The following is a 23,213-nucleotide window of genomic DNA, read 5'->3' on the forward strand; positions in this document are numbered from 1 at the left end:
TGGATGGCACTCAAAACCAATCAAGATATTCAGACGAGTTCGAGCTTTTTTATCAATGAGCTTGCCAACTCTAGTCATGCTTTTGCACCGATTGCAACCAAGATTGTGAATCAAGAGAGAGTGACTTATGACGAGGGTGTCCAATTAATTAACTCTACTGAGCTTTTTCTTCTCGGACACATGGGCAACTTTGTTCGTGAGCGTAAGGCTTATGACACAGCAATTGCTCGTGGTTTTGATGAAGCGACTGCAGTTAAACGCATGACTCAAGTTTGGTGGAACACTAATTTGCATCTTAATCCAACCAATGTCTGTATTGGCGAGTGTGATTTTTGTTCTTTTGCTCGTAAACCTAATGAAGAAGGTGCTTATACCATGACTATCCGCGAGGCGTTGGATAGAGTTGCTATTGCAAGAGCTGAAGGTGCAACTGAAGTTCATATAGTTGGCGGTTTGAATCCTAAGACTTTGATTGAGTACTATAGTGATTTGATTCGGGCTATCAAAAAAGAAGTTCCAGGGATTCATGTCAAAGCATTTACTGCTGTTGAAATAGAGTTTTTTGCCAAGTTTACTAAGACCTCTTATAAAGAAGTTTTTGAAGCATTAATAGAAGCAGGCTTGGATAGTATGCCTGGTGGCGGGGCTGAGATATTTTCTCGTCAGGTGCGAGACGAGATGTGCCCGGATAAAATCCCCGCTGATGAGTGGATTAAGATTCACCAAGTCGCTCACCAATTGGGTTTGAGGACTAACGCAACAATGCTTGCAGGGATTGGTGAAGAGGCTGAAGAACGAGTTGAGCATTTGGATATTTTACGTAAGGCGCAAGACGCAAGCGGAGGCTGGCAAACTTTTATTCCACTTTCTTGTCATTATGAAGGTAATGATTTACTTGAGCGTGGTGTAAAACCTTTGACTGGTTACGATCAGCTCAAAAATATTGCAGTTTCAAGAATCATGCTCGACAACTTTGACAATATCAAGGCTTATTGGATTCAACTTGGCGAGAAGATGGCACAACTTGCATTGAGTTTTGGAGCTAATGATCTTGATGGTACAGTCAAGGCAGAGAGAATTACTCGGGCTGCGGGTGCTAATAAAAGATCACTTGCTGAAGACAATCTTGTCAATCTTATTCAAGGAGCGGGTTTTGAAGCTATTGAAAGAGACACGACTTATAATCCAATTGAGTTGAGTGAGCACCGGGTGCTTGTTAATCATTAGATATCTTCTCTATTGCTATAATCATCCCTATGAAAGAACTTCACGTTAATATCGATCACATAGCTACGCTAAGACAGGCTCGTCAAACTGTTGAGCCTAGTCCGCTTGAGGCTGTCAAGCTTTTGGAGATGACTAAGGCTGCTGGTATTACTACTCACTTGCGTGAGGATAGACGTCATATTAATGATCAGGATATTAAAGAGATTGATCAATATTTGAGATCATCTCGTTTGTCTTTGACTTTTGAGATGGGTGCAACTGAAGAGATCCGCCAAATATGTTTGACTACTGAAGCGAAGTTGGCAACAATAGTCCCAGAGAAGCGTCAGGAGCTAACAACTGAAGGCGGGCTCAATCTTACTGCGCAAAAAGAATTTTTGTCGGAGTTTATAAAACCAATTATGGACAATGGAACCAAGATCTCTTTTTTTGTAGATCCTGTTGAAGAGCAGATTGCTGCTAGTAAAGAAATTGGAGCAGCTTTTGTTGAAATTCATACTGGTACCTATGCCAACTTATTTATTCAATATCATGCAGATAGAGCAAATTATTTATTGGCTCGAGATTTAATGCCACTTGCTTTCAATGATTTAGTGAAGCCAGTTCAAGATGAGCTATTGAGAATCGATGCCGCTATGAAATTTGCTCAAGAGCTTGGGTTGAAAACCAATCTTGGACATGGTTTGACTATTCCTAACTTGCCGCCATTGTTAGAGAAGCTAGAGTCGATTAGAGAATTGCACATCGGACATTCTTTGGTTGCCAATAGTGTTTATTTTGGTTTAATTGATATTACAGACAAGTTTAGTCGGGTTTTGAAAAGTTCTACTTGCCCATCTCTTTTAGCATTGCATCAGTAGCGAGATGCTCTGGATAGATACTTACTCCACCGACACCAAGTTCTTTGGCTACGAGTAGGGAGATTTTAACTTCTTCACTATTGGTTCTATCACCATCGGTGATTAAATGAATTTTGAGATCGTCTTTTTTGGTTAATTTGCGAAGTCCTATAATGCTGTCTTTGACAAAGTTGTAGACGGTATCGTGATTGCGGTTTTTGAGCCCATGCCAGTATGTCATTGGCATCAAAACATCCCAGTTGCTTGCCATATATTCCCACGGGTATAGAGTTTTGATTTCTGGAGAGAAAACAATTGCTATCATTGGATAGTTAGAAGGGATTTGCGCTTTGATTTTTTCGGTATAGCTTCTGACTGCCCAAAGAGCAGTATTTTCTTCAATGTCGGCTGCCATGCCGTCAAGTTTCTCGCCGTCTTTACTGACATAAAGTGCTGGTTCGACAAATTTGCGAACGTCAGTTGGAATATCTCTAAGGTAGCAGTAAGTCCAGCCTATGACTTTGATATCACGTTGGTGAGCAGCTTTGAGGATTCCATCAACACCATCCTGTAATTTAAAAATATCAGTTGTTGATCTATTGACTTGAAGATAAATTGTATTCATATCAAACTTCTCAAGTCTGTCCATAAATGCGTTAACGTCTTGGGGATAATTCCAAACATTGACCCAGACACCTCTGCCTTCCATTACTGCTTCTTTAAGGTCATGATGTGGTGCTAGTTCTTTGAGCTGGTAACTTTTTAAAGAAATTGGTTTTTGAATTGCTAGTGCTGGACTTGCTAGTAGCAGCAATAAAGTTAAACTAAGGAGGATTCTCATTGTAGATATTATACCCGTGATCGTTGCCGCTCAAGCTAGGGTCTTATCTTTATGAAGTTAAACCAAACTAGAAATAAATTTGGTAATCAAGCTTAGGTAAACCACAAATGTGATGATATCAATAGCTGTAGTAATCAAAGGACCACTTGCAACTGCTGGGTCAAGGTTAAGTTTCTTGAATAAAAATGGAGTGATAGTACCAAAGGCAACGGCGAGCATCATAGAAATAATTAATGATAGTCCAATTAAAATAGAGAGAGTTTGATTATGAAAACTATAGAATGACATTAGCCCAGTAATCAGCGCGCAAGTAAGTCCAATACTAAAACTAATAATAAGCTCGTGAACCAGTATCTGAGAGCTTTTGCCCATTTGAATTTCACCAGTGGAAATCCCACGAACGATAATGGTAGAACTTTGGTTGCCTAAATTACCCGATAATCCAGAGAGCAGTGGCATAAACGAAATAGCAATTGGGATTGCCATGATTGTTGCGTCATAACTCGCAATTAAAGAAGCTGCCAAGTATTGCCCAAGCAAGGTGATGATGATCCAAGGAGTTCTTGCTTTGTAGGCACTGGCATAATCTTTAACTAAGGATGTGACTACGTTTGAGCTATCTTCAGTTTCAACATTAATACCACTTGATTGATATATATCCTCAGTTGTTTCGTCTTCAAGAACTTCAAAGGCATCATCAATGGTAATGATACCGACTAGTTGGTCATGATCATTGGTAACTGGTATCGCAAGGAATTTATACTTCACAAATAAATTAGTTGCAAGCTCTTGGTCATCACTAGTGTGAACAGCAATAACTTCTGTGTTCATATGCATTGCTACTGTGTCTGTGTCTGCAGCTAAGAATAATTCTCTTAGGCTCATGATGCCAACTAACTCGCCAAATTTTTTGGTGACAAAAACATACTTGATTTCAATATCTTCTTCGCGCGCCTTAAGCCTTACGTAACGTAATGCAGCAGCTATTTTGAGGTCTTCACGTACGCTGATAAAACTGGGCTTCATGATACCACCACAGGTATCAGGCTCATGGCTCAATAGTTCTTTGAGTTCATAAGGTCTTTGAATGTTTTCCAAGATGCGCATCATGCGTTTGTCATCAAGTAGGCTGACGATATCGGCAGCATCATCCAGCTCCAAATTGTTAGCGAATTTGGTTATTTGTTCATCAGACAAAGTTAACATCACTTCTTGGATCTCATGATTCTCTAATTCAATAAGAACCTCTGCACCTTGTTTGTATGAAAGAATATCGAAAAGAAGTGCTTTTTTGTTTTGTTCGAGATTGTGATATTCTTCTGCAATATCTTGTGGAAAAAATTCATCTAAAACTGCGCGCAACTTTTGAAGATCGCAATTATCGATCTCACTGAGCATATTGTTTAAATTGAGAGGGTTTTGGGACATTTAATAATCCTAAATACATTAAGCCACGAGCATCATACTAGCAAAACTATTAGCTTGAGATGGCTGATCTTATCCTGGGAAGGATGTACAGGTCTACTGTAAAACCCCCTTTATCTTTACTAACGGAACTAGTGAGCAGCGTTCCGACCTTTTTACAGAATCCTTAAGCTTGTACTAGATAGTGATTTCGTGTGAAAATCTATAGAGTAATATAAAATACCAAATAAAAGGAGCTACAACTGGGTAATCTTACAAATAGAATTTTAATTGGTTTGGCTTTAATTGCTTTTGCTTTTTGTGCCGTTTATTTGGGTCCAGTTCTGTGGGCTATTGTAATTTTGCTTTTTAGCGTTCTGGCTTACCAAGAGTTTAAGGCTCTTTGTAATAACTTAGGAGTCTTCCCGCAAGATTTATGGATTTATTTTTTTATTACGGTTTTCATTCTGGTACCACTTTTAATTGGTCATGCTCATGACACTGGTATTGTTTATAGTTTTTTATTGACAACTGTTATCGCTGCTTATGTAATTATTTTCCCGCGTATCTTGCTTAAAAAGGACTATACAAGGTTTGAAGATCTTACAGCATCTTTGTGGGCGGTGTTTCAATTTGGACTCTTGCCTTCTTTCTTTACTTGGATCCGCATGATGGATCACGGTTGTGAGTATACACTCTTGATGATTTTGGTAATTTCTGCAAATGATGTTGGCTCTTTATTGTTCGGGCGTTTGTTTGGTAAAACACCACTGGCTCCGCGCATTAGCCCAAATAAAACTGTTACTGGAAGTCTTGGTGGTTTATTTTCTGCGGTACTTGCTTTTTGTGGATTGACCAGTTTATGGGGTTTTGAGTTGAGTTCAGTATTTTCTGATTCTTGTATCGCTCCTTATTACCAGGCTTTGGATTCGTTTACTAACGCTAAGTTAGTTGTTTTAATTGCTCTTGGTTTGTTGTTTGCAATTGTGGCCCAGGTCGGCGACTTAATGGTAAGTGCTTTGAAGCGTGTAGCAGGTGTTAAGGATTCTGGGACATTATTACTGTCTCATGGCGGTATTTTAGATCGGATCGACAGCCATTTCTTTGCGGTTTGGTTTGCTTATTTTATTTTTGCTTATCTCCTGGCTTAATCTGTTAATATATATAGCGGGTTTCGTTTGGGATCCAAATAAACACAACGGATGGAAAATACAACCATCGATGTACAAACTATGCCTGCATTGCCTAAGCGGCCGAGTGCAGAGTTTGTTGTGCCTGAAAATAAAACAGATGACGCTGATCAGGATTTGCAAATTGCACTTAAACCAGAACCAGCAAGTTCAAAAGCATTCCATCAAATTGAACAACCGGTGATTATTAAACCCAAAGTGCCAGTAGATGATCGTTCTTTATTGCACAAGCTTTTGGTTGAACCAAACCATCGCAATATTTTTATTAGCTCGATAAATGCAATGTTGCATTTTGTTGCAACCATCACATCATTTGATAAATCAACTGCTGGTTCGTTAATGACCAGTGTAAACAAAGTATCTAATAATGCGGCATTTTTATTTACGCGTTGGATCGCTCCCATCGTTTCATATGGCTATGCTGCTGTTGAAGCAATTAGAAACAAAAAACCAATTGAGGCTATTTTGAAATTGGTACCACCTTCGTTTTTACCTTTTGTTGGTGATGCCAATATTGATACTGTCTATGGTAGTAGTACGGGCTTTAACCAGCCCTATGACATGGTTCTAGATCGTATCGAAGAAAAGTCAGAAAGCTCTGCCAGCTATGCTAAATATGCTCAACAAGCCAATAGTACTAATACTGGTAATATCAAGCTCACATGGGAAGTATTTCAGGAATTGGTGAAAGAGTTTGTGCAAGGCAAGATGGATCCAAAGAAAGGAATATTTTTTATTAATTGCCCAATGATACTTGCTGGCGCTTTGCCAATTATGCTTTTTGCACGTAAGTCACGCGATACTTTATTGGTTAGGGCTTTAGGTTTGATTCGCAACGCTGGTGGAATCCTTGGAGACATTGGTTGGATTTGGGGTGAACCACATAATCCATATAAATTGACCGGTGGTATTTTATGTATGATTGGTGCTTGTGCTGATGTCGTTAAACGTTGGGTGAGTGATGATACTTCAAGGGTTTTAATTCACTTGGGCTCGGCATTGAATGTATCGGCTTATGCTCTTTGGAATGCTTTCAATGGTAAGAAAAACATCAAAACACCTGTACAAACCTCGGTTTTACAGGCTGCTTAGGATTTTATGATTTGAGAGGCTGAAACTGGGAATAAGATAGGAGTGTCTATCGGGAGGGAGATTTTGCGGATTATTATTGTTTTATTGTTGATTTTATTGGCCCAGGGGCCGGCGCGAGCCTTTAACCCGGTTAAGTTAGTTTTCAAAGTTCCATTTACTGTTGTCAAACTTGCAACGAAGGTCGTTTACAAAGTTGTTTCGGTGCCAGTTAAAGTAGCTATGTCAACAGCCAAGGCCGGAGTGAAAGCGACAGCTGCTGACAAGGTCGCTGTTTTTGCAATCAAACATGTTCCTTATAAAGATCTTGCCATTTTAGCTTTATAATGATTTCTATGCAGCTTCAGAATCTTAATTTGAAAGATCTTATTAATGCAGCGATTCAACAGACGGTCCCGGAACAGTTAGACGCTGATGCTAATGTCTCTCTGGCTTTATTCAAACTTGGCGCTTTGCCAATGACTTATTACCACCTACATGGCGATGAGAATTATCATCCTGCTAGTCTGATTAAATTATTTCAAGCATATTTAGCTAAATATACAATCCAAAGCAATGTTGTTGATTTTGCTAGAGAAAAAATTGCTGAGCCAGATTCTTTTGCTTCATTAAATCACATGGAAGATGTTTACCAGGCAATTGAAGCGAGCCTCAAAGACTCTGATAATGATGCTTTGAGCTATTTGGTGGATTATAATAGTGGTACTTGTTCGGGTCCTCGACTTGGCGAAGAAGATTTTGCTGCTTTTAAAGAAGCGCGCGGTGCGCTTAGTGAGTTTTTTCATGAGCGCGGCTATACCAAGAGCTTGAATATTCCAGGTAAGTGCTTTAGCTTTGCACCTTACGGTAGAGAGACTCAGCTAAGTTTGGAACTAGGTGGTCTGGGACGCAATAGTATGAGTGTTCAGGATGCTGTGCAAATTATCTATGCGATCAAAGTTGATTTCCCTGAATTATTAGAACTGATGAAACGAGAGCTTGATGATACAGAGGATGAACAAACTCAGTTTATTGCCAAAGGTTTGCGTGATTATAAAAATCAAATCAAGGCATACTACTCTAAGGCAGGTTGGACTTCTAAAGTCAGGCATGATGTTGCTTATTTAAAAATGCAAACTGGAGAAGAGTTTATTTTGGCAATCATGACTAAGAATTTGAGTGAGTGTGTTGATTTGATACCAGCGATCGCTCAGTCTGTTTTTGCTGCGCTACTACGTGATGTTTAGTCTCTACCATCAAGACTAAACTTGCCAGCCCCGTGAGTTAGCAGAACAGAAAGCATTATAAAGTAGTAAAAAGGAATTTCAAAACCGTTAGCCTTAGCAGCAAAGCCATTATCAAAATGCACCATAAAAATTGCAACCAGCATTGTTACCATGAGTGGCAGTGAAAAAATTCTAGTTTTGAGACCAAGTACTAATGAGATGACACCTAGTGCCTCAGCACCTGTCGCCATGACGGCGTTGAGATAAGGGAAAGGCAAATGCAGACCTTGATCAAACCAAATTACGATGTTATCAAAGTGAGCAAGTTTTTTGAGAGCAGGTTCATAAAAACCATAAGCTAAGGTGAGGCGCACTAATAGTAAAGAGAGATCAGCAAAAGAGCTAGTAATTCTATTATAGAAGGCTATTAAACTGTTCATGGCTTAAGCATAAACCTGCGGAGCTTGGCTGTCAAAAATTAATAAGTATTGACGTTGTATCTGTATCGGTTAACGAATAAATGAAGATACCCGGGATCTGCATTTGGAGAGAGGATGAATTTAAATCAGTTATTTTTTGGCTTATTAATGAAGTTAAATCGTTTTTTGTTTAATTGGAGCAGGGCTGTTCTGCCTGAGCAGAACCTGAGTAATTTGAAAATCAAGGCTAATCAAACTAGTCAAAAACAATATCAATATATCTTGCAAGAATTTGTTTTGCTTAAGACAAAGTATCAGGTTTTTACCAAGGCTTTGGATAAAAAAATTGAGAAGCCTAAAGAGATTTTTGAAGTGAAGATTTTAGAGTAAACTGTGCTCCTCCTTGTAATTGAAACACAGGACCGCGGTAAACTACCAGTCGTCGATAATTGCGCCTTTGGCATACTCAGTCGCTCTCGTCTCAAAGAAATTAGCATGCTCTTTGCCATTGACCATGAGGTTGAGCCAAGGTAGAGGGTTTTCTTTGACATCATAAATTGCTTCAAGATTTAAATCGCCGAGGCGTTTATTGGCAACATATCTAATATAGAGTTTGACGTCATTTGGACAGAGTCCTTCTACTGCTCCTAGTGCAAAACAAGTATCAATAAAGTTGTCTTCAAGTAAAACCATTTCATCGCAGGCTTTATAAAGCTCTTGTCTAAAGTCTTCAGTCCAAAGTTCTGGTTTCTCTTTGATAAATTCTCTAAAAAGACTACAGATACCTTCAGAATGAAGCGACTCATCACGAATTGACCAAGTGATAATTTGCCCTACATTTTTGAGCAGACCGCGACGCGGGAAGTTCATTAGAATAGCAAAACTTGCAAAGAGGCTAACTCCTTCCATAAAGCCACCAAAGATAGCGAGGTTGCGTGCGATGTCTTGATCGTTTTTGATTGAAAAGTTTTGTAGGTATTCGTACTTGTTTTTCATGGCCTCGTATTCACGGAAGGCTTTGTATTCAACTTCTGGCAAGCCAAGAGTGTCATTCAAGTGAGAATAAGCCCAAACGTGGATAGTTTCCATGGCCGCAAAACTAGTAAGCATCATGGTGATTTCTGGTTTTGGAAAAACGTGAACGAGTTGTTGGTTATAGTTGTTTTGTACTTCCAAGTCACCTTGAGTGAAGAAGCGCAAGACTTGGATAATCAAGTTGGATTCTTGAGCCGTTAGTTTAGTTTTGAAGTCAACGATATCATCAGCCATCGGCACCTCAGTTGGCAGCCAGTGCGCTTGTTGTTGTAGTTTGAAGTACTCAAAGCATTGTGGATATTCAAAGGGCTTATAGTAATCTCGCAAGGTTAATAGACCAGTGGTTTCACTGCTTTCATATACGCGGTTTTCTTCAACTTCAACAGTTTCTTTTGTTTCTGTTTCGAAATCATCTATTAGTACTTGTGTTTGTGGGCTCATATTTATTCTTTAGTTTTTAAGACGCTTAAGGTTTTCTTTAGATCCCGGATATAGTGTTTCGATACTTAAAATTCTTTAATTGAACACTGGATCTAGGGTTTCTCTAGCAGCTTCTTTTTCCTTGGCTAGAGGGTCTATTAAATATAGGGCCTTTTGATCTTGAATTCAAGGGGTAAGTCAGTGATAAAAATCTAATATTGGCGAAGAATCTGCTCTATGCCTGTTGGGCTCTGTGCTTTGTTCCCGAGACTGCAGTCATTAAAAGAGTTTAATGCTTTAGTGCTCTTGACTGTGGAGAGGATTGCTGCAGCTAGTTTTGCAGTCATAGTGATGGCAAAGTCTTAGATTAATAAAATGGGAGATGGCAATTGAAAGCCCACCAAGGCCCATAGAGATTGGATGAGGCATGATGTTTTGAATATTTTGATTAGCCTCAAAGTAGTGTGAGAGAAAGAAAAGTGCGGCTCCCAGTAGTAATAAATAAAACGGTTCAAAGCTGCGATGTTTTTTCAGAAAGCCCCAGGCGATGCTCAGGAAGGCAAGTCCAACGGTGACCATCAAGAAAATCGCTTCAAACTTTTCTTCAAACAAAAAGCCAAGTCCAACTAGTGGTGCGATGGTAATTAACAAAGGCGTTAGTGCGCAATGCACAGCACAGAGTGTACTTGCGCTCATGCCGATTCTATCAATTAGTTTGTGTTTGGACATTTTTTTAGATTTTAATCAATGCAAAGATTATGACATAACTTATATTTGCAAATTAAGTGGTTTTTTGACGAATTTGTGGATAAATATGTATAATTGTATATAATTATGTCTAATTATATACATCTAGATCGAAAAATTTTATTTGATGAGGAAACCGTTCTTCTTAGTCAAGAGCGTATTTGTCGTATTGAAGCCTTTAATTTTCACTGGCAAACTGATTTAGCGAAGAAACCAGTTGACTTACTTAAAGAGCTAAAGCAGCTATCAACCATTGCTAGTGTGGGTTCTTCCACCAGGATAGAAGGCTCTAGTTTGAGTGATGAAGAAGTACTTGGTTACTACGAAGCGCTTAGTTTGGTTTTTGAGAGCTATGATACATTTGCCTTAAGAGAATCATCTATAAAACAGTTGCATGGAATTTTGCTCAAGTACAGCTCACAAGATACTAGACCGAAGGGAGACTATAAGCATCTTACTAATAAGGTAGTAGTTAAATATCCAGACGGGACTTCAAAAGTGATTTTTAATACGACTGAACCACATCTTACAGCAAAGGAGATGTCTGAGCTAGTTGCTTGGACTAATGAAAAGCTCTCAGACACTAATTTTCACCAATTGGTAATTGTTGCAATTTTTATTTATGAGTTTCTTTCTATTCATCCTTTTCAAGAGGGTAACGGTAGACTTTCATGTATTTTGACTAATTTACTTTTGATGCGAGCTGGTTACAATTTTGTGCAATATATTTCGCTTGAAAAGATCATCGAAGAGCGTAAGAAATACTATTACCAATACTTAATGCATGGACAGAAAAATAGATATAGTGAGGAGGAGGATATTGATCTTTGGATTATTTTCTTTTTGGATTGTATTGAACTAGCGATTGAAAGATTGAAAAATAATTCCAAGAAAGTGATTGGCGTTAAACAATGGGTGGCTATTGGATTAAACGATAGGCAGCAAAAGATTTTAGATTTTATAGCTTCTCAAAAAACTCTGCGTATGAAGGATTTAGTTGCTAAATTTACTGAGATTCCAAGGTCTACCATGAGTCTCGATTTAGAGCTTCTTGTTGAGAAGGAGTTTATTAGCCGCAATGGGCGTGGGCGTGGGACTTGGTATCAAGTTAGATCTTACTAACCCTAACTTCCCTAACCCTATTTTTACCATGCTGCTCAACGCATAGAGTGTAGCCGTCTATTTGAATTGTATCGCCGATTTTTGGTTCAGTACCAATCTGCCCAAAAATATAACCGCCAATGGTATCAAAGCGACTTGACTTGAAATGAGATCCTAGCGCCTCGTTGATGTCTTCAAGATTGGTTAAACCATCGATTAAATAATCACCATTGGCAAGTTCTTGAATTTCATATGTTTCTTCTTCATCCTCGTCGTCGATCTCACCAAAAATTTCTTCTACGATATCTTCGATTGTGACTAAACCAGTTACGCCACCAAATTCATCAATTAACATGGCAACAGGTTTTTTGTTTTCCTGCATGACTTTAATTAGATCAATAAGATACATGCCGTCAGTAACTTTGAGTGCGTCGTTTGCAATAGATTTGATGTTGTTGTCGGTGTTACCAGTTTCGTAGGATTTGAGAATATCTTTGATGCTGATGTAGCCAACTATATTATCGATTTTTTCGTGATAGACCGGGAAGCGTGTGAAAGTGGTTTTGTTGGTTTCATGCGCAGCTTCAGCAATCGAGAGTTTGTCATTCAGGCAAACCAAGTCTGAGCGTGGCACCATGACGTCACGAGCAATAGTGTCATTGAAGTGAAAAACATTTTGCATTAGTTGTTCTTCTTCTGCTTCCAAGACCCCTTGTGCTTGAGAAGAACTGAGTATCATTTTAAGTTCAGCTTCAGAGTGAGCTGTGTCATCGAAATTGAGCTCTACGCCTAGAAGTCTTAGAACGAGGTTGGCACAAGTGTTGAGCACATGTACTGGAAATTTAAATAGCCAATAAAGTGCTCGCAGGAAATAGGCAAGGTTGAGACTGGTTTCTTCAGCGTTAATAATAGCGATGTTTTTAGGAACTACCTCACCAAGAATTACATGGAAGAAAGTGATAATGGAGATTGCAATAATAATTGATACAACATGCTCGTCGAGCGGCAAAGCAAATTGGTGTATCAGTGGGGTGATCCATTTTTCTATTCTGGCTTCAGCAACGGCACCTAGAGAAAGACTGGCAATAGTAATACCAACTTGGCAAGCAGAGATATAGTCATTGATATTGACTATCATTTTTTGCAGAATCTTAGCTGCTTGGATTTGACTTGGTGAATAGCTATTGTTTTCAGATTCGACAATTTGATCTATGTGAGTTTTACGAACTCGGGCAATAGCAAATTCTGCTGCTACAAAGCTACCATTGAGAAGTATTAATCCAAAAATTAGTAGTATTGAGTATAGGTTTTCTAGCATTGTGCTGCTTATATTATACCCAATGCCCAATGTCGCTCGCAGCCTCCCCTATTTAGACTATGGAGATATCCCAGTTAAAGCCGATTAACTATTATATGAATTTCTCTTTAATTAGGCTAGTCGTGATGATCTCTATTTTACTCTCTAGTTCAATGGCCAAGGCTGCTGAAACAGGAACTTCTGGCTTGAATCCAGAGACGCTTTCAGCTGGGATCGTTCATCAAGATGGCTATTATTTACCTAAAGGTATGCAAGTACCGATTAGTTTAAACACCCCGCTTGATACAAGACTTACCAAGGAAGGTGATCAAGTGACAGCACAAGTGACTGAGGATGTTTTGGTTGGTGATTATGTAATTATTCCAGCGAATAGTTTTGTGCATGGTTATATTTCTGAATTCAAGGGACCAGGCAACTGGGGCAAAGACCCTAAATTGGAAATCCAGTTTGATACTATCTCGCTTCCTTCAGGAACGAATAGGCGTTTTGTAAACATCAAAGCCAGTGTCAAGGAGGTTGCTTTGCAAAGAAATAGCACGCCTGTGACTGATAGCAAGATGACTTATAAAACCAAGAAAAAAATATTTGGTGCCACAGCAGGTATTGCAAGTGCTGCCACAGGTTATGGTGTTATTGAGTTTGTAAGACCGTTTGCCAGCTACGGGATAGGAGGAATGTTAGACAATGTCTTCATTTTAGGTAGCGGGCTGACGGGGGCTTACCTAGCAACTAAGATGATAACCAAAGACGATATGAGAATTGAATCTGGTACAAGATTAGAAATGATTATGGACGCACCTGCACTTGAGACTTTTGCTGAAGAGCACGCGCTTGCCCGCAACTTGACTAAAGATTTTCCTAATGAACAAGAATTGCAGGTGGATGTGAATAATGATCCTGGATTCGCTTACGACAGGATTGGGAATTTGGAATCGATCCCACTTAATTATATAGAAAACTAGATTTGGTCAAAAAAAAGCCCACTCCGAAGAGTGGGCTTTTAGATAGTTTATGTCTATTAGACTTGTTTTGATGTACAGGTCTATTGATGACTGTAACTTACGCTTCGCTTTGAGCTTCTTCTTGAGTTTCTTCAGCAGCTGGAGCAGCACTTTGCGGTGCAGTTACGTCAATGATTTTAACTTCAAAAGTTAGATCTTGACCAGCTAATGGGTGGTTGTAATCCATTGTTACTTCTGTATCAGAAACTCCAACTACTTTCATTGGTGTTTGTTTGATCTCACCACTAGCAAGTTTGTTGTTTGCAAATATAACTACGCCTTCTTTAAGGTCAACACCTTTGAATCTTTCGTCTCTAGGAATTTTGACTATTTTAGCTGGATCAGTAACGCCATAAGCATCTTCAGCCTTAAGTGTGAACTTGGAAGATTTGCCTGTGCTAATCTTGGCGATATTTTCTTCGAACTTAGGAAGCACTTGACCAGATCCCATAAGGAAACTAAGCGGTGCTTTACCATCTGTTGAATCAAAAACTGTACCGTCTTTGAGTGTACCTTTGTACTCTACTTTAACTACAGAACCACTTGTGATTTTTGGTGCTGTTGAACATGCAGTTATTGAGACTGCTAGCAATACTGCTACTAATAATTTGATTTGTTTCATATTGAAAAATACTCCTTGTATTTACTGATTATCTTTAAAGACCATATTAGTCTACAACATTATCTACCCAATATAAAAGTTTTCTTTTTGATTTTATGATTAAGATTTGTTGAGATTCGACATAATATGACAAGGTTCTTATTTATATTAGCTTTTATACCTAATATTAGTGTGATTCAACTTGAAAAAGACCTTATCTGAGGCAATGGACAAGTTGCTTCCTTTCTACGACTCATAATTAACCAACCATATCAACTGACTGATAATCCTCTCTTGCTAAATAATCACGCATGATGCTTTTGACATAGTTTTGAGTTTCCTTGTATGGAGGGATATCTCCGTGCTTCTCGACAGCTTGGGGCCCGGCGTTGTAGGCGGCAAGAGATTTTTGTAAATTACCATCAAAGCGTTGTAGCATCTGAGCTAGGTACTCTACTCCGCCTTTGAGGTTTTGATAAGGGTTCATCGAGTTGTAGACGCCAACTGATTTAGCAGTGCTTGGCATTAATTGCATCAAGCCTTCAGCACCAGCATGGCTCTTGGCGTTCGGGTTGAAACCAGACTCTTGTTTGATGACGCTTTTGATTAAGTTGCTCGGTAGCTCAACACCATAACGTAGACTAGTTTCATTGCTGACTTGATCTATATAGTCTTCAAACTTGTTAGGTAATTTAGAAAAATCATCTTGCTTAATAGTCGCTTTGACTGTTGCTCTGACTTCTTGAGTGTTGATACTACTTTGTAAGAGATTTGCAAAACCACTAGCGATAGTTTTGCCTGGGTCATTTGCTTTAAACTTGGCAGCAAATTTGTTGTCTATCTGATTTAGATAGTTATCAATTTGTGACAGTCTTTGTTGTATGAAATCTATCGACATTTTAGCTACCTATAGAAATTTAGCCACGTTCTAGCTTCAGTTACCTAGCCCGAAAAGCCCAAAAAGATTGGGCTCTATAGGCTTTTGGGACTATTTTGCCCTCTTATCATGCTGATGCTAAGATGAAACTATGCTCCCATTTGGTATCGGCATTCCAGAACTCATTGTTATTCTAGTATTAGCGCTAATTATTTTTGGCCCTAAAAAGCTACCCGAGCTTGGTAAAAATCTAGGTAAAGGTCTTAAGAGTTTTAAATCAGGACTTTCAGAAGCTACTGAAGAGTTTAAAGCTGAAGTAGAAGAATCTAAGAACTAAGATTTCACCTTAGTTGAGCTTAAAAACCCAGCCAATCTTTCCATTGCAATTTTGATTTTGTCCATTGGTTGAACCATTGCTATGCGCACATAATCTTCGCCAAATTTACCGAAAGTAAGCCCAGGTACTAGAGCAACACCAGTCTCTGCAAGTAAGTCTGCGGCAAAGTCAAATGAATTTTTGTTTTGATCTATATATGATTTTGGAATTGGCATCCAAAAATACATCGCGCCACCAGGTTTGTTGACCTTGACTCCCATATCACAAAGCGCTTGATAAATAAAATCACGGCGGTTTTGATACTCAAGTCTCACTTCCTCGCGATACTCGTCACCCAGGTCGATTGCAGCCATTCCTGCTTCTTGAATTCCCATGCAAACACCATAATCGATATTGGTTTTGAGTTTGTAGAGAGTGTTGATGATATCAGTGTTACCAACGGCATAGCCCAGGCGCATTCCAGCCATATTGTAGACCTTAGAGAAGGTATGAAACTCAATTGCAATATCGGCTCCACCTCGCACTTCAAGAATAGAGTGAGGCTTATTTTTTGGTCTGTCGCCAGGCTTATCGCCCGGCTCGTCAAACCAAATATCTGCGTAAGCTAAATCATTAATAAGTAGTATGTTGTAGTCTTTGCAAATAGCCACAGCTTTTTCAAGATAGGCTTTGTCGACAACAGATCCTGTCGGATTATTTGGGTGACTCAAGATCATCATTCGCGCGCGTAATAAAATATCTTCGGGGATTGCATCAAGGTCAGCAACAAAATTGTTCTCTGCATTAAGCGGCAACTCATGTACATGCCCGCCAGCAAGCACAGTTCCGCGCATATGCACTGGGTAATAAGGAGACGGAATTATAGTCAGCAAACCCTCTTGCATATAAGCAAAAGCGATATGTGCGATACCTTCTTTGGAACCATTGAGAGGCAGGATTCCAGTCTCTGGATCTATATCCACACCAAATCTATGCTTGAAATGAGCAGCACATTTTTTCTTAAAAGCTGGCAGCCCGGTAAAGATCGGATATTTTTGATTGCGAGGTTTTGCCATACCATCAGTCAGTGCTTGCAAAACTCTAGGATCAGTTTCCCTATCTGGTGAACCGAGCGATAGATCAATGATTTCTTTGCCCTCTTTAAGTAGTTTTTCTTTGGTCGCATCGAGTTGCCCAAAGGCGTATGAAGGCATTTCGACAAGTCTCAGGGAGGGCAGGATTTTGTTGTAAGGGGATTTCATTGCTGATTAGTATATCAAGTTATTCTTCTTGAGGGCTTAATAAATTCACAAGCTGATCCACATCCTCAAACCTAACAAAATACACTGGTCTTTCCATAAACGAGATAGTCTTGTCTGGATTTATCTAAGAATAAACCAAGCAAGCATTAAACCAACTGCACTAACCATAATCAAGACGTAGTTTTGTAACTTACCTGATTGTTGAGTCTTGAGAACTTCCCCAATCACTTCAGTGCCGCGCCAAGCAAGTCCATCAACAAAAATACCTTCAATAAAGAAGCGCTCGAAGGCTTTGAAAGTGATTCTAAAGAAGCCCATCAAGATCGCAACGATGAAATTATAAATCTCATCGATATACCACTTGTTGAGTGAGCCTTGATAAATAATTGAGAATTGAGTTTTGAACCATTCGTTGATTGTTTTATCACCGATTTTAGTTTGTGCCATATAGGTAAGGTAAGCAGCGATAGTACCAAAAATAAACATCAAGAACGGCAGGTAACCCATTGGCTGACTTAGTTCGTGAAGGAAGAATTCCCAACCGCTTTGACCATGTGCCATATGAGAATGGAAATGATGATCGAAGTAGTGTTGTAATTTATAACCCATCAAAGGTGAACCCAAAAGCCCAAGTCCAATTGAAGGGATAGCTAAAACCATTAGTGGTCCTGTTACACAAAGAGGTTGTTCGTGTGGATGCGCGTGACCACGGTACTTACCTTCAAATGTTTTGAAGTAAATTCTAAACATATAAAAAGCAGTCATGCCAGCAGTGATAGTGGCAATCCAGAAAAGAGCCGGGCTAACTTCAAATGCTTTAGCGATGATCATGTCTTTAGACCAGAAACCTGACATCATCGGGAAGCCAGCAATAGAGAGGGTTCCAACCAAAAATGTAATCGCAGTTATTGGCATATCTTTGCGCAAGCCACCCATCTCATTCATGTCTTGCTCATGGTGACAGCCCATAATCACTGAGCCAGAACCTAAGAACAACATCGCCTTGAACATTGCATGAGTGATCAAATGAAACATCGCAATGATCGGGGCACCAAGTCCAACTGCTAGAACCATGTAGCCAAGCTGCGAGCAAGTTGAATAAGCTAGAGCTTTTTTGATATCGTTTTGCGAGAAAGCAATTGTCGCTGCAAAGATCGCGGTAATTCCACCAACCCAAGCAATGACTGGCAATGCTTCTGAGCCAGTGATCCCAAGTATCGGAAAGATACGAGCTAGTAAATAAACACCAGCAGCAACCATCGTTGCAGCATGGATTAGAGCAGAAATAGGAGTAGGACCTTCCATCGCATCAGGTAACCAAATATGAAGCGGGAACTGGGCTGACTTTGCAGCTGCGCCCATAAAAATAAGTAAGCCAATTGCAGTAACTGAAACTATGCCAGTAACAGCAAGCTCATTGTGAGCAATTGCCCATTGAGTTGCAGCAGCTAATTTACCAAAACTAAGCGTCGCTTGTTCTTGATTACTAGTCCAGAAATCCTTGGTGAAGTTGTAGAGCATTAATAAGCCAAGTAAAAAGCCAGCATCACCGACTCTGTTGACGACAAAAGCTTTCTTACAAGCGTGCGCTGCGGTAGGTTTGTGCCACCAGAAACCAATTAAGAGGAATGAGCAAACGCCAACAAGCTCCCAGAAAAAATACATCTGGAACAAGTTAGTTGCAATAACCAAGCCTAACATCGAGAAGGTAAATAAAGAGAGGTAAGAATAAAATCTAGTGTAACCCTCATCCTCAGCCATATAGCCGTGAGTATAGATTTGTACAAGCAAACTTACCAAGTTGACAGTTAGTAGCATGCCAATAGCTAGTGGGTCAATTAAGCAGCCAAGCTCTAGATGAAAATCGCCGGCACTGATCCAATTGAAGTTGATTTCATATGGATGGTGCCCGTGGAAATTAAGAAAAACTATGACGGAATGAACTAAACCCAAAGCAACAGCGCCAACCGAAAGTCCCATGGAAACTATGCGGCTTTTGTGGGTAACAAACATAATCGCCACAGCAGCGACAAGAGGATATATAGCTATTAACCAAGCATTATCAATATTATTCATACAGGGTTTATTCTATAGTATTTCGGGGGATTTGTATGTAAATCGGAATTGCGATTGGATTACCAGTCTTAATTTAGTGTTGAGATCTTTTTTGCCATAAAGTATTAGTGAGTTCCACTGACATAGTGTTGCGTGGCTGATTTTGAGATCAAATGAGCAATAATATGCGTTGTTTAGCTCATGGTTTTAGCATAATGCCTAAAGTCTGACTATAGGGTTTAGGGTGTGATTTTGAGCAAAATCTCGTTCTCTTCAATAACCTTGATCTCTTCTTTAATGGTTCGTTTCATACCAAGAAATGAATGAAATTCTTTGATTTTGTTATTGAGGTTTTGATTGTCTTGGATAAGTTCTTTGCGTTTGACTCTTAGCTCTATATTTTTTTTGATATTTTGACTTAAGTCAAAAAAATTAACGAAAAAACTCTTTGAAAATGGTAGCAATAGCAAAATAGCCAAAATAAACCAAAACAAGGTCTTGGATTGGTTATGGGAAAGGCTTGCTTGATTGGTTTTATTTGGCTGCGTTAGTTCAAGGCTTGGGATAGCCTGGGTTTGAAAATCGATATTATGTGGGTAATTAAATTGCACCATAGCAAAATAGACTACACAGGTAGCCATTAAGAAAAGAGACGACAAATATCCTTAATTGATCCGAGAGACTATACTTAATATTACTTTGTTTAGGTACTTTGGGTTGATTTTATTTTTGAGTTTGGCGTCTGTCCAGGCTAAGCCATATTTACCTGCTGATACTGAAGTATTAACCAAGATTGATTCTTCAAAGAAACTCAAAAAACTTAATGCAAGTTTGAAACAGGATCCAAGCAATATTGATTTGGCTCATTTGCTTGCAAAACAATATATTGCATTAGGCAAGGCCCAGGGTGATCCTCGTTATTACAGTTACGCTACTGCGACATTAGCTCCATGGGAGAAGCAGAAAAAAAGTCCAGTGAGTATTAAATTACTACTTGCTGATATTAAACAATATCAACATCGATTTAATGAAGCTTTGGAATTATTGGATGCGATTTTATTAGCTGAGTCAAATTATCAAGAAGCAATTTTGATGCGAGCAGCAATTTATACCGAGCTTGGCAAGTATTCGCGCTCTGATGACGATTGCCGTCAGCTCAAAGATCGTGGTCTTGAAACAACTTGTTTGGCTTTAAACAAGTCGCTCAACGGCTATCCAGTAGAGGCTTATGAAGATCTGCGAGCCTTAAGTTTTGGTGATGATCAAGCTAGTCTTTGGTCACTTACGATTGTAGCTGAAGTTGCGGCACGCTTGGCAAAGTATGAAGAGGCTGAGCAATATTATCAACGAGCACTTGCGATTAATGATCATGATATTTATTTGCTTGGGTCCTATGCTGATTTTCTTTTGGATCAAGCCGAGAATCAAGCAGTGATTGATTTGCTTGAAGAGATACGAGAAGTAGAGAGTTTGGCTTTGCGATATAGAATGGCTCAAGGGGTGAATCATGATTAGGTTAATCTTCTTGCTAGTTTTGTTTGTGCTACCGGCGCAAGCACATAAGCCAAGCGAAAGTTTTTTGAAAATCCAAGCTGCTAGTCAAGCAATAACTATTGAATGGAACGTGGCAATTAGGGATTTAGATTATTTGATTGATTTGGATCTGGATAATGATTCTGAGATTAGTGGATTTGAATTTAAAAATCAAGAACAGAAGATTAGAGACTATCTGTTTTCACAAATTAAACTAGAGGCTTTTTTGAAGCCTGAATCAGTAGCTGCTCATCATCATGCGCATAGTCATGTTCATTCGTCTTCAGCTCATCACCATGAGACTGGCTTGAGGAAATGGATCGGAGCATATTGTAAGAGATCAGAGCAAGTTGATTTATTAGTGGATAAACTTAGTGAGCTTAACTATGCTGTTTTATTGTTTGACTATAAATGCAGGCTTGAGCTTGATAAACTCAGTGTCGATTATAATTTACTGTTTGATGCTGATCCAGAACATAGAGCATTGGTGAGTTTGGATTATAATGGTCAGGTTCAAAGCTATGCCTTGACTAAAGATCAGCGACATTTTAAAGCGAAGCTAGGCAATGTTGATTACAAGTATCAAATTTTCAATTTCTTAGATCAGGGTAAATGGCATATCTGGACTGGTTTTGATCATATATTGTTTTTACTTGCGCTTTTATTGCCAGCTGTATTCGTTACAGGTAAAGGGAAGAAGACAGAAGTAACTTTGAAATCTGTTTTTTGGATTGTCGTAAAAATAGTTACCGCTTTTACTATTGCACATTCCATTACTTTGTCTCTGGCAGCTTTAGAGATTGTTGAAGTTAATTCTCGTTTGGTTGAAATTTTGATTGCTTTGTCTGTTGCCTTCAGCGCTTTATTGAATTTAGTCCCTCGATCCCTTTTCTCTCTTCCCGTTACCCTTCTCCCTTTTTGTTTTGGTTTAATTCATGGCTTTGGTTTTGCTGGGGCACTTCAAGACCTTGGTTTGCCCTTGAAGGCTTTATTGGTTTCTTTGTTTAGTTTCAATCTTGGAGTGGAAATTGGACAACTTGCAATTGTTGCTTGCTTTGTACCCCTTGCCTATTGGCTTAGAGACACTTGGTTTTATCAGGTGATTGTTTTTAGATTTGGTTCGCTTGCTATCTTTGTGATGGCAATGTGGTGGTTTTTGGAGAGGCTTAGTTAGGCGAACCAGGTAGTGGATCTAGCAAATAAGGAAAACTAGTATCAAACTGAGTTTCATCATTCAATGCACCATCAGTGTAAGCAAGATCCTTTGAGGGTGCGTCTGCTATATCAAGCAAGACACCCATTGCGGCTCTTAGGGTAATGTCAACGACATCATCGCCAGGTCTGCGACCATTGGGATAACCAGCATTGTCACCTGCGATTACGCCGAGCTTGTTTTGTGAACCACTTGCTGTAATAGCAGTTGAAGTATTGAGTCTGAGCATCTCAGAAGCTGTAACTCCATCTACTTCATTCAAGCCTGTTACACCAGTCAAGAAGATTGAAATTAAGTCAGTTCGAGGGAAGAGAGTTGGTGCAGTTACTCCAAACAAGGCTTCAAGAATTGCAGGTATTGTTGGGTTAGTTACATAGGTTGCAAATTGACCATCGTCCTTTGGTTGAGAACTGTTGAATAGATCTTTGTCAGGGAGACCGATTACAAGCTCATTCACTAAAGGAGCTCCCAGGCGAGAGGCTTGAACGTAGTCTGTTGTAGAGCCAATTATATTTTTTAAGAAGCTTGGTTTGTTTTTGAGGATTTGTCTAGCAGGTAAGCTAGCTGTAGTCCAAGCGCCAATGATTGGTTGCTCATCGCTTTCTGTTAAGCAAGACGTTGGTATTTCAAGAGCAATTGAAGTGATGTTTTTATCTGCGGTGTCACTTGCTTCTCCATCTTCGGCACCAAGTGGGTTGAGATTAACAAGGTCAAATACTTCTCCTAAGTTAACTTGGAATCCTTCCTTGCGTTGTCCAACAAAAACTCTGCCGGCTGTATCGCAGCCAGGGATTGTGATGTCGTGAATAAAACTTGCAGCATAAGTTGCATAGTCACTTACTGATTTGTTGCCGATATTGTCTTCTGGTATTGAAAATTCGGTGATCGAGTTTGTTCCAGTGATTGCTTTAGTTTTGCGTGGTTTGTTTGACGTAGTGCCATATTTGTAAGCTGCTCTGTCTTTGATTTGTCCAATTGTGTAAGTAGAAAGTCTAGAGCGATTGCTTTCGTCTGTTGATGAGAAAGAACCTATATTTGCAAGAGCGATTGAAACTTCTTTGTCATCGATAGTTAGTACTTGACCCTTGCCTTGGTTGGTTAGTTCATTGGTAAACTCAAAACGAAAAGTGATGTCTTCCACTGCGTCACCATCGTTGTCGATTTTGATGTCATAAAGAGCATTTTCGTCGAGTGTAAAATAATTTGGTCCACCGTAAGCATCTTGTAGTGGGTCGTAATTAGCAATGATCGTGATAAACCCATCACGACCGGTTTCATAACTTCTAAATAAGTAGAGATCTGTCCCGTCTATTTTGGGGCTATGAGTGATTTGTGGTGCCTCGCGGTGACTTGAAGCCATCACGGAGAGATTCGTCCCGATCATTATTAGGAGAGCTAGTACAACAGAAAATAGTTTATTCATTATTTAAAATATTAACATAGGTTGGTATTTCCCTGCTGAATTTGGTTTGCTATACCATTTATCTTGAAAGTGCCGTCAGTAACTTTCAGGTAGCAAT

Annotated in this window: 23 protein-coding genes and 1 pseudogene; 12 read left to right on the forward strand and 12 right to left on the reverse strand. The window is 39.3% G+C overall.

Features of this window, described 5'->3' with window-relative positions; all coding sequences use genetic code 11:
* The first annotated feature begins 3 nt into the window (after positions 1-3).
* Positions 4-1,227: a CofH family radical SAM protein gene (locus O3C63_00710; protein MDA0771443.1), complete on the forward strand. Its 1,224-nt coding sequence runs from the start codon at positions 4-6 to the stop codon at positions 1,225-1,227.
* 29 nt (positions 1,228-1,256) lie between these two features.
* Entirely contained in the window at positions 1,257-2,087 is an 831-nt protein-coding gene (locus O3C63_00715; GenBank protein MDA0771444.1) for a pyridoxine 5'-phosphate synthase, read from the forward strand.
* Here the strand turns inward: O3C63_00715 and O3C63_00720 are convergent.
* Both O3C63_00720 and mgtE read right to left on the reverse strand, forming a co-directional pair.
* Positions 2,053-2,907, reverse strand: coding sequence for a hypothetical protein (locus O3C63_00720; GenBank protein ID MDA0771445.1), 855 nt, complete (start codon positions 2,905-2,907; stop codon positions 2,053-2,055). The two genes, O3C63_00715 and O3C63_00720, sit on opposite strands and share 35 nt — an antisense overlap.
* Positions 2,908-2,964: 57 nt before the next feature.
* The gene (gene mgtE / locus O3C63_00725; protein ID MDA0771446.1) at positions 2,965-4,335 is read right to left on the reverse strand and encodes a magnesium transporter; all 1,371 of its coding nucleotides are present in this window, start codon (positions 4,333-4,335) and stop codon (positions 2,965-2,967) included.
* A 266-nt stretch (positions 4,336-4,601) separates the two neighbouring features.
* On the opposite strand from mgtE, the gene O3C63_00730 reads away from it, so the two are divergent.
* From O3C63_00730 to O3C63_00745, 4 genes are read left to right on the forward strand one after another with little or no spacing between them, the layout of a single operon-like run.
* Positions 4,602-5,462 (forward strand): phosphatidate cytidylyltransferase, encoded by an 861-nt coding sequence (locus tag O3C63_00730; GenBank protein ID MDA0771447.1) that lies wholly within the window; start codon positions 4,602-4,604, stop codon positions 5,460-5,462.
* Positions 5,463-5,513: 51 nt separating this feature from the next.
* Positions 5,514-6,593 (forward strand): hypothetical protein, encoded by a 1,080-nt coding sequence (locus O3C63_00735; protein MDA0771448.1) that lies wholly within the window; start codon positions 5,514-5,516, stop codon positions 6,591-6,593.
* 42 nt (positions 6,594-6,635) lie between these two features.
* Positions 6,636-6,917, forward strand: a complete 282-nt coding sequence (locus tag O3C63_00740) for a hypothetical protein (protein ID MDA0771449.1) — start codon at positions 6,636-6,638, stop codon at positions 6,915-6,917.
* A gap of 8 nt (positions 6,918-6,925) precedes the next feature.
* Complete coding sequence (locus tag O3C63_00745; protein ID MDA0771450.1) at positions 6,926-7,816, forward strand: serine hydrolase; 891 nt, start codon at positions 6,926-6,928, stop codon at positions 7,814-7,816.
* On the opposite strand, the gene O3C63_00750 is transcribed toward O3C63_00745, so the two are convergent.
* Positions 7,813-8,235, reverse strand: coding sequence for a DoxX family protein (locus O3C63_00750; protein ID MDA0771451.1), 423 nt, complete (start codon positions 8,233-8,235; stop codon positions 7,813-7,815). The genes O3C63_00745 and O3C63_00750 overlap by 4 nt on opposite strands.
* A gap of 147 nt (positions 8,236-8,382) precedes the next feature.
* On the opposite strand from O3C63_00750, the gene O3C63_00755 reads away from it, so the two are divergent.
* Positions 8,383-8,604: a hypothetical protein gene (locus tag O3C63_00755; GenBank protein ID MDA0771452.1), complete on the forward strand. Its 222-nt coding sequence runs from the start codon at positions 8,383-8,385 to the stop codon at positions 8,602-8,604.
* 42 nt (positions 8,605-8,646) lie between these two features.
* On the opposite strand, the gene O3C63_00760 is transcribed toward O3C63_00755, so the two are convergent.
* Positions 8,647-9,690: a ribonucleotide-diphosphate reductase subunit beta gene (locus tag O3C63_00760; protein ID MDA0771453.1), complete on the reverse strand. Its 1,044-nt coding sequence runs from the start codon at positions 9,688-9,690 to the stop codon at positions 8,647-8,649.
* Positions 9,691-9,966: 276 nt separating this feature from the next.
* Positions 9,967-10,398: a MerC domain-containing protein gene (locus tag O3C63_00765; protein ID MDA0771454.1), complete on the reverse strand. Its 432-nt coding sequence runs from the start codon at positions 10,396-10,398 to the stop codon at positions 9,967-9,969.
* Positions 10,399-10,503: 105 nt separating this feature from the next.
* Between O3C63_00765 and O3C63_00770 the strand changes: the two genes are divergently transcribed.
* Complete coding sequence (locus O3C63_00770) at positions 10,504-11,538, forward strand: Fic family protein (GenBank protein ID MDA0771455.1); 1,035 nt, start codon at positions 10,504-10,506, stop codon at positions 11,536-11,538.
* On the opposite strand, the gene O3C63_00775 is transcribed toward O3C63_00770, so the two are convergent.
* A complete protein-coding gene (locus tag O3C63_00775) occupies positions 11,525-12,835 on the reverse strand; it encodes a hemolysin family protein (GenBank protein ID MDA0771456.1) in 1,311 nt (436 codons plus the stop codon). The two genes, O3C63_00770 and O3C63_00775, sit on opposite strands and share 14 nt — an antisense overlap.
* Positions 12,836-12,930: 95 nt before the next feature.
* On the opposite strand from O3C63_00775, the gene O3C63_00780 reads away from it, so the two are divergent.
* Positions 12,931-13,797 carry a hypothetical protein gene (locus tag O3C63_00780; GenBank protein ID MDA0771457.1) on the forward strand — a complete coding sequence of 289 codons (867 nt, stop codon included), beginning with the start codon at positions 12,931-12,933 and terminating at the stop codon, positions 13,795-13,797.
* Between the two features lie 97 nt (positions 13,798-13,894).
* On the opposite strand, the gene O3C63_00785 is transcribed toward O3C63_00780, so the two are convergent.
* Positions 13,895-14,458, reverse strand: a complete 564-nt coding sequence (locus O3C63_00785; GenBank protein ID MDA0771458.1) for a peptidylprolyl isomerase — start codon at positions 14,456-14,458, stop codon at positions 13,895-13,897.
* 280 nt (positions 14,459-14,738) lie between these two features.
* Positions 14,739-15,080 (reverse strand): annotated as a pseudogene (locus O3C63_00790) (lytic transglycosylase domain-containing protein).
* A gap of 385 nt (positions 15,081-15,465) precedes the next feature.
* On the opposite strand from O3C63_00790, the gene O3C63_00795 reads away from it, so the two are divergent.
* Positions 15,466-15,651: a TatA/E family twin arginine-targeting protein translocase gene (locus O3C63_00795; protein ID MDA0771459.1), complete on the forward strand. Its 186-nt coding sequence runs from the start codon at positions 15,466-15,468 to the stop codon at positions 15,649-15,651.
* On the opposite strand, the gene O3C63_00800 is transcribed toward O3C63_00795, so the two are convergent.
* The 3 genes from O3C63_00800 to O3C63_00810 all read right to left on the reverse strand — a co-directional run bounded on the left by O3C63_00800 (position 15,648) and on the right by O3C63_00810 (position 19,588).
* Positions 15,648-16,892, reverse strand: coding sequence for an aminotransferase class I/II-fold pyridoxal phosphate-dependent enzyme (locus O3C63_00800; protein ID MDA0771460.1), 1,245 nt, complete (start codon positions 16,890-16,892; stop codon positions 15,648-15,650). The genes O3C63_00795 and O3C63_00800 overlap by 4 nt on opposite strands.
* 120 nt (positions 16,893-17,012) lie before the next feature.
* On the reverse strand, positions 17,013-18,968 hold the full coding sequence (nuoL, locus tag O3C63_00805) for an NADH-quinone oxidoreductase subunit L (protein ID MDA0771461.1): 1,956 nt from the start codon (positions 18,966-18,968) through the stop codon (positions 17,013-17,015).
* Between the two features lie 218 nt (positions 18,969-19,186).
* Complete coding sequence (locus O3C63_00810; GenBank protein MDA0771462.1) at positions 19,187-19,588, reverse strand: hypothetical protein; 402 nt, start codon at positions 19,586-19,588, stop codon at positions 19,187-19,189.
* Between the two features lie 88 nt (positions 19,589-19,676).
* Between O3C63_00810 and O3C63_00815 the strand changes: the two genes are divergently transcribed.
* Together O3C63_00815 and O3C63_00820 are read left to right on the forward strand one after the other, a co-directional pair.
* Positions 19,677-20,462 carry a hypothetical protein gene (locus O3C63_00815; protein MDA0771463.1) on the forward strand — a complete coding sequence of 262 codons (786 nt, stop codon included), beginning with the start codon at positions 19,677-19,679 and terminating at the stop codon, positions 20,460-20,462.
* Complete coding sequence (locus O3C63_00820) at positions 20,455-21,654, forward strand: HupE/UreJ family protein (GenBank protein MDA0771464.1); 1,200 nt, start codon at positions 20,455-20,457, stop codon at positions 21,652-21,654. Before O3C63_00815 ends, O3C63_00820 begins: the two co-directional genes overlap by 8 nt.
* On the opposite strand, the gene O3C63_00825 is transcribed toward O3C63_00820, so the two are convergent.
* On the reverse strand, positions 21,647-23,116 hold the full coding sequence (locus O3C63_00825) for a DUF4331 domain-containing protein (GenBank protein ID MDA0771465.1): 1,470 nt from the start codon (positions 23,114-23,116) through the stop codon (positions 21,647-21,649). The two genes, O3C63_00820 and O3C63_00825, sit on opposite strands and share 8 nt — an antisense overlap.
* Positions 23,117-23,213 lie beyond the last annotated feature (97 nt).

This window comes from Cyanobacteriota bacterium, assembly GCA_027618255.1.
Classification (GTDB): Bacteria; Cyanobacteriota; Vampirovibrionia; order LMEP-6097; family LMEP-6097; genus JABHOV01.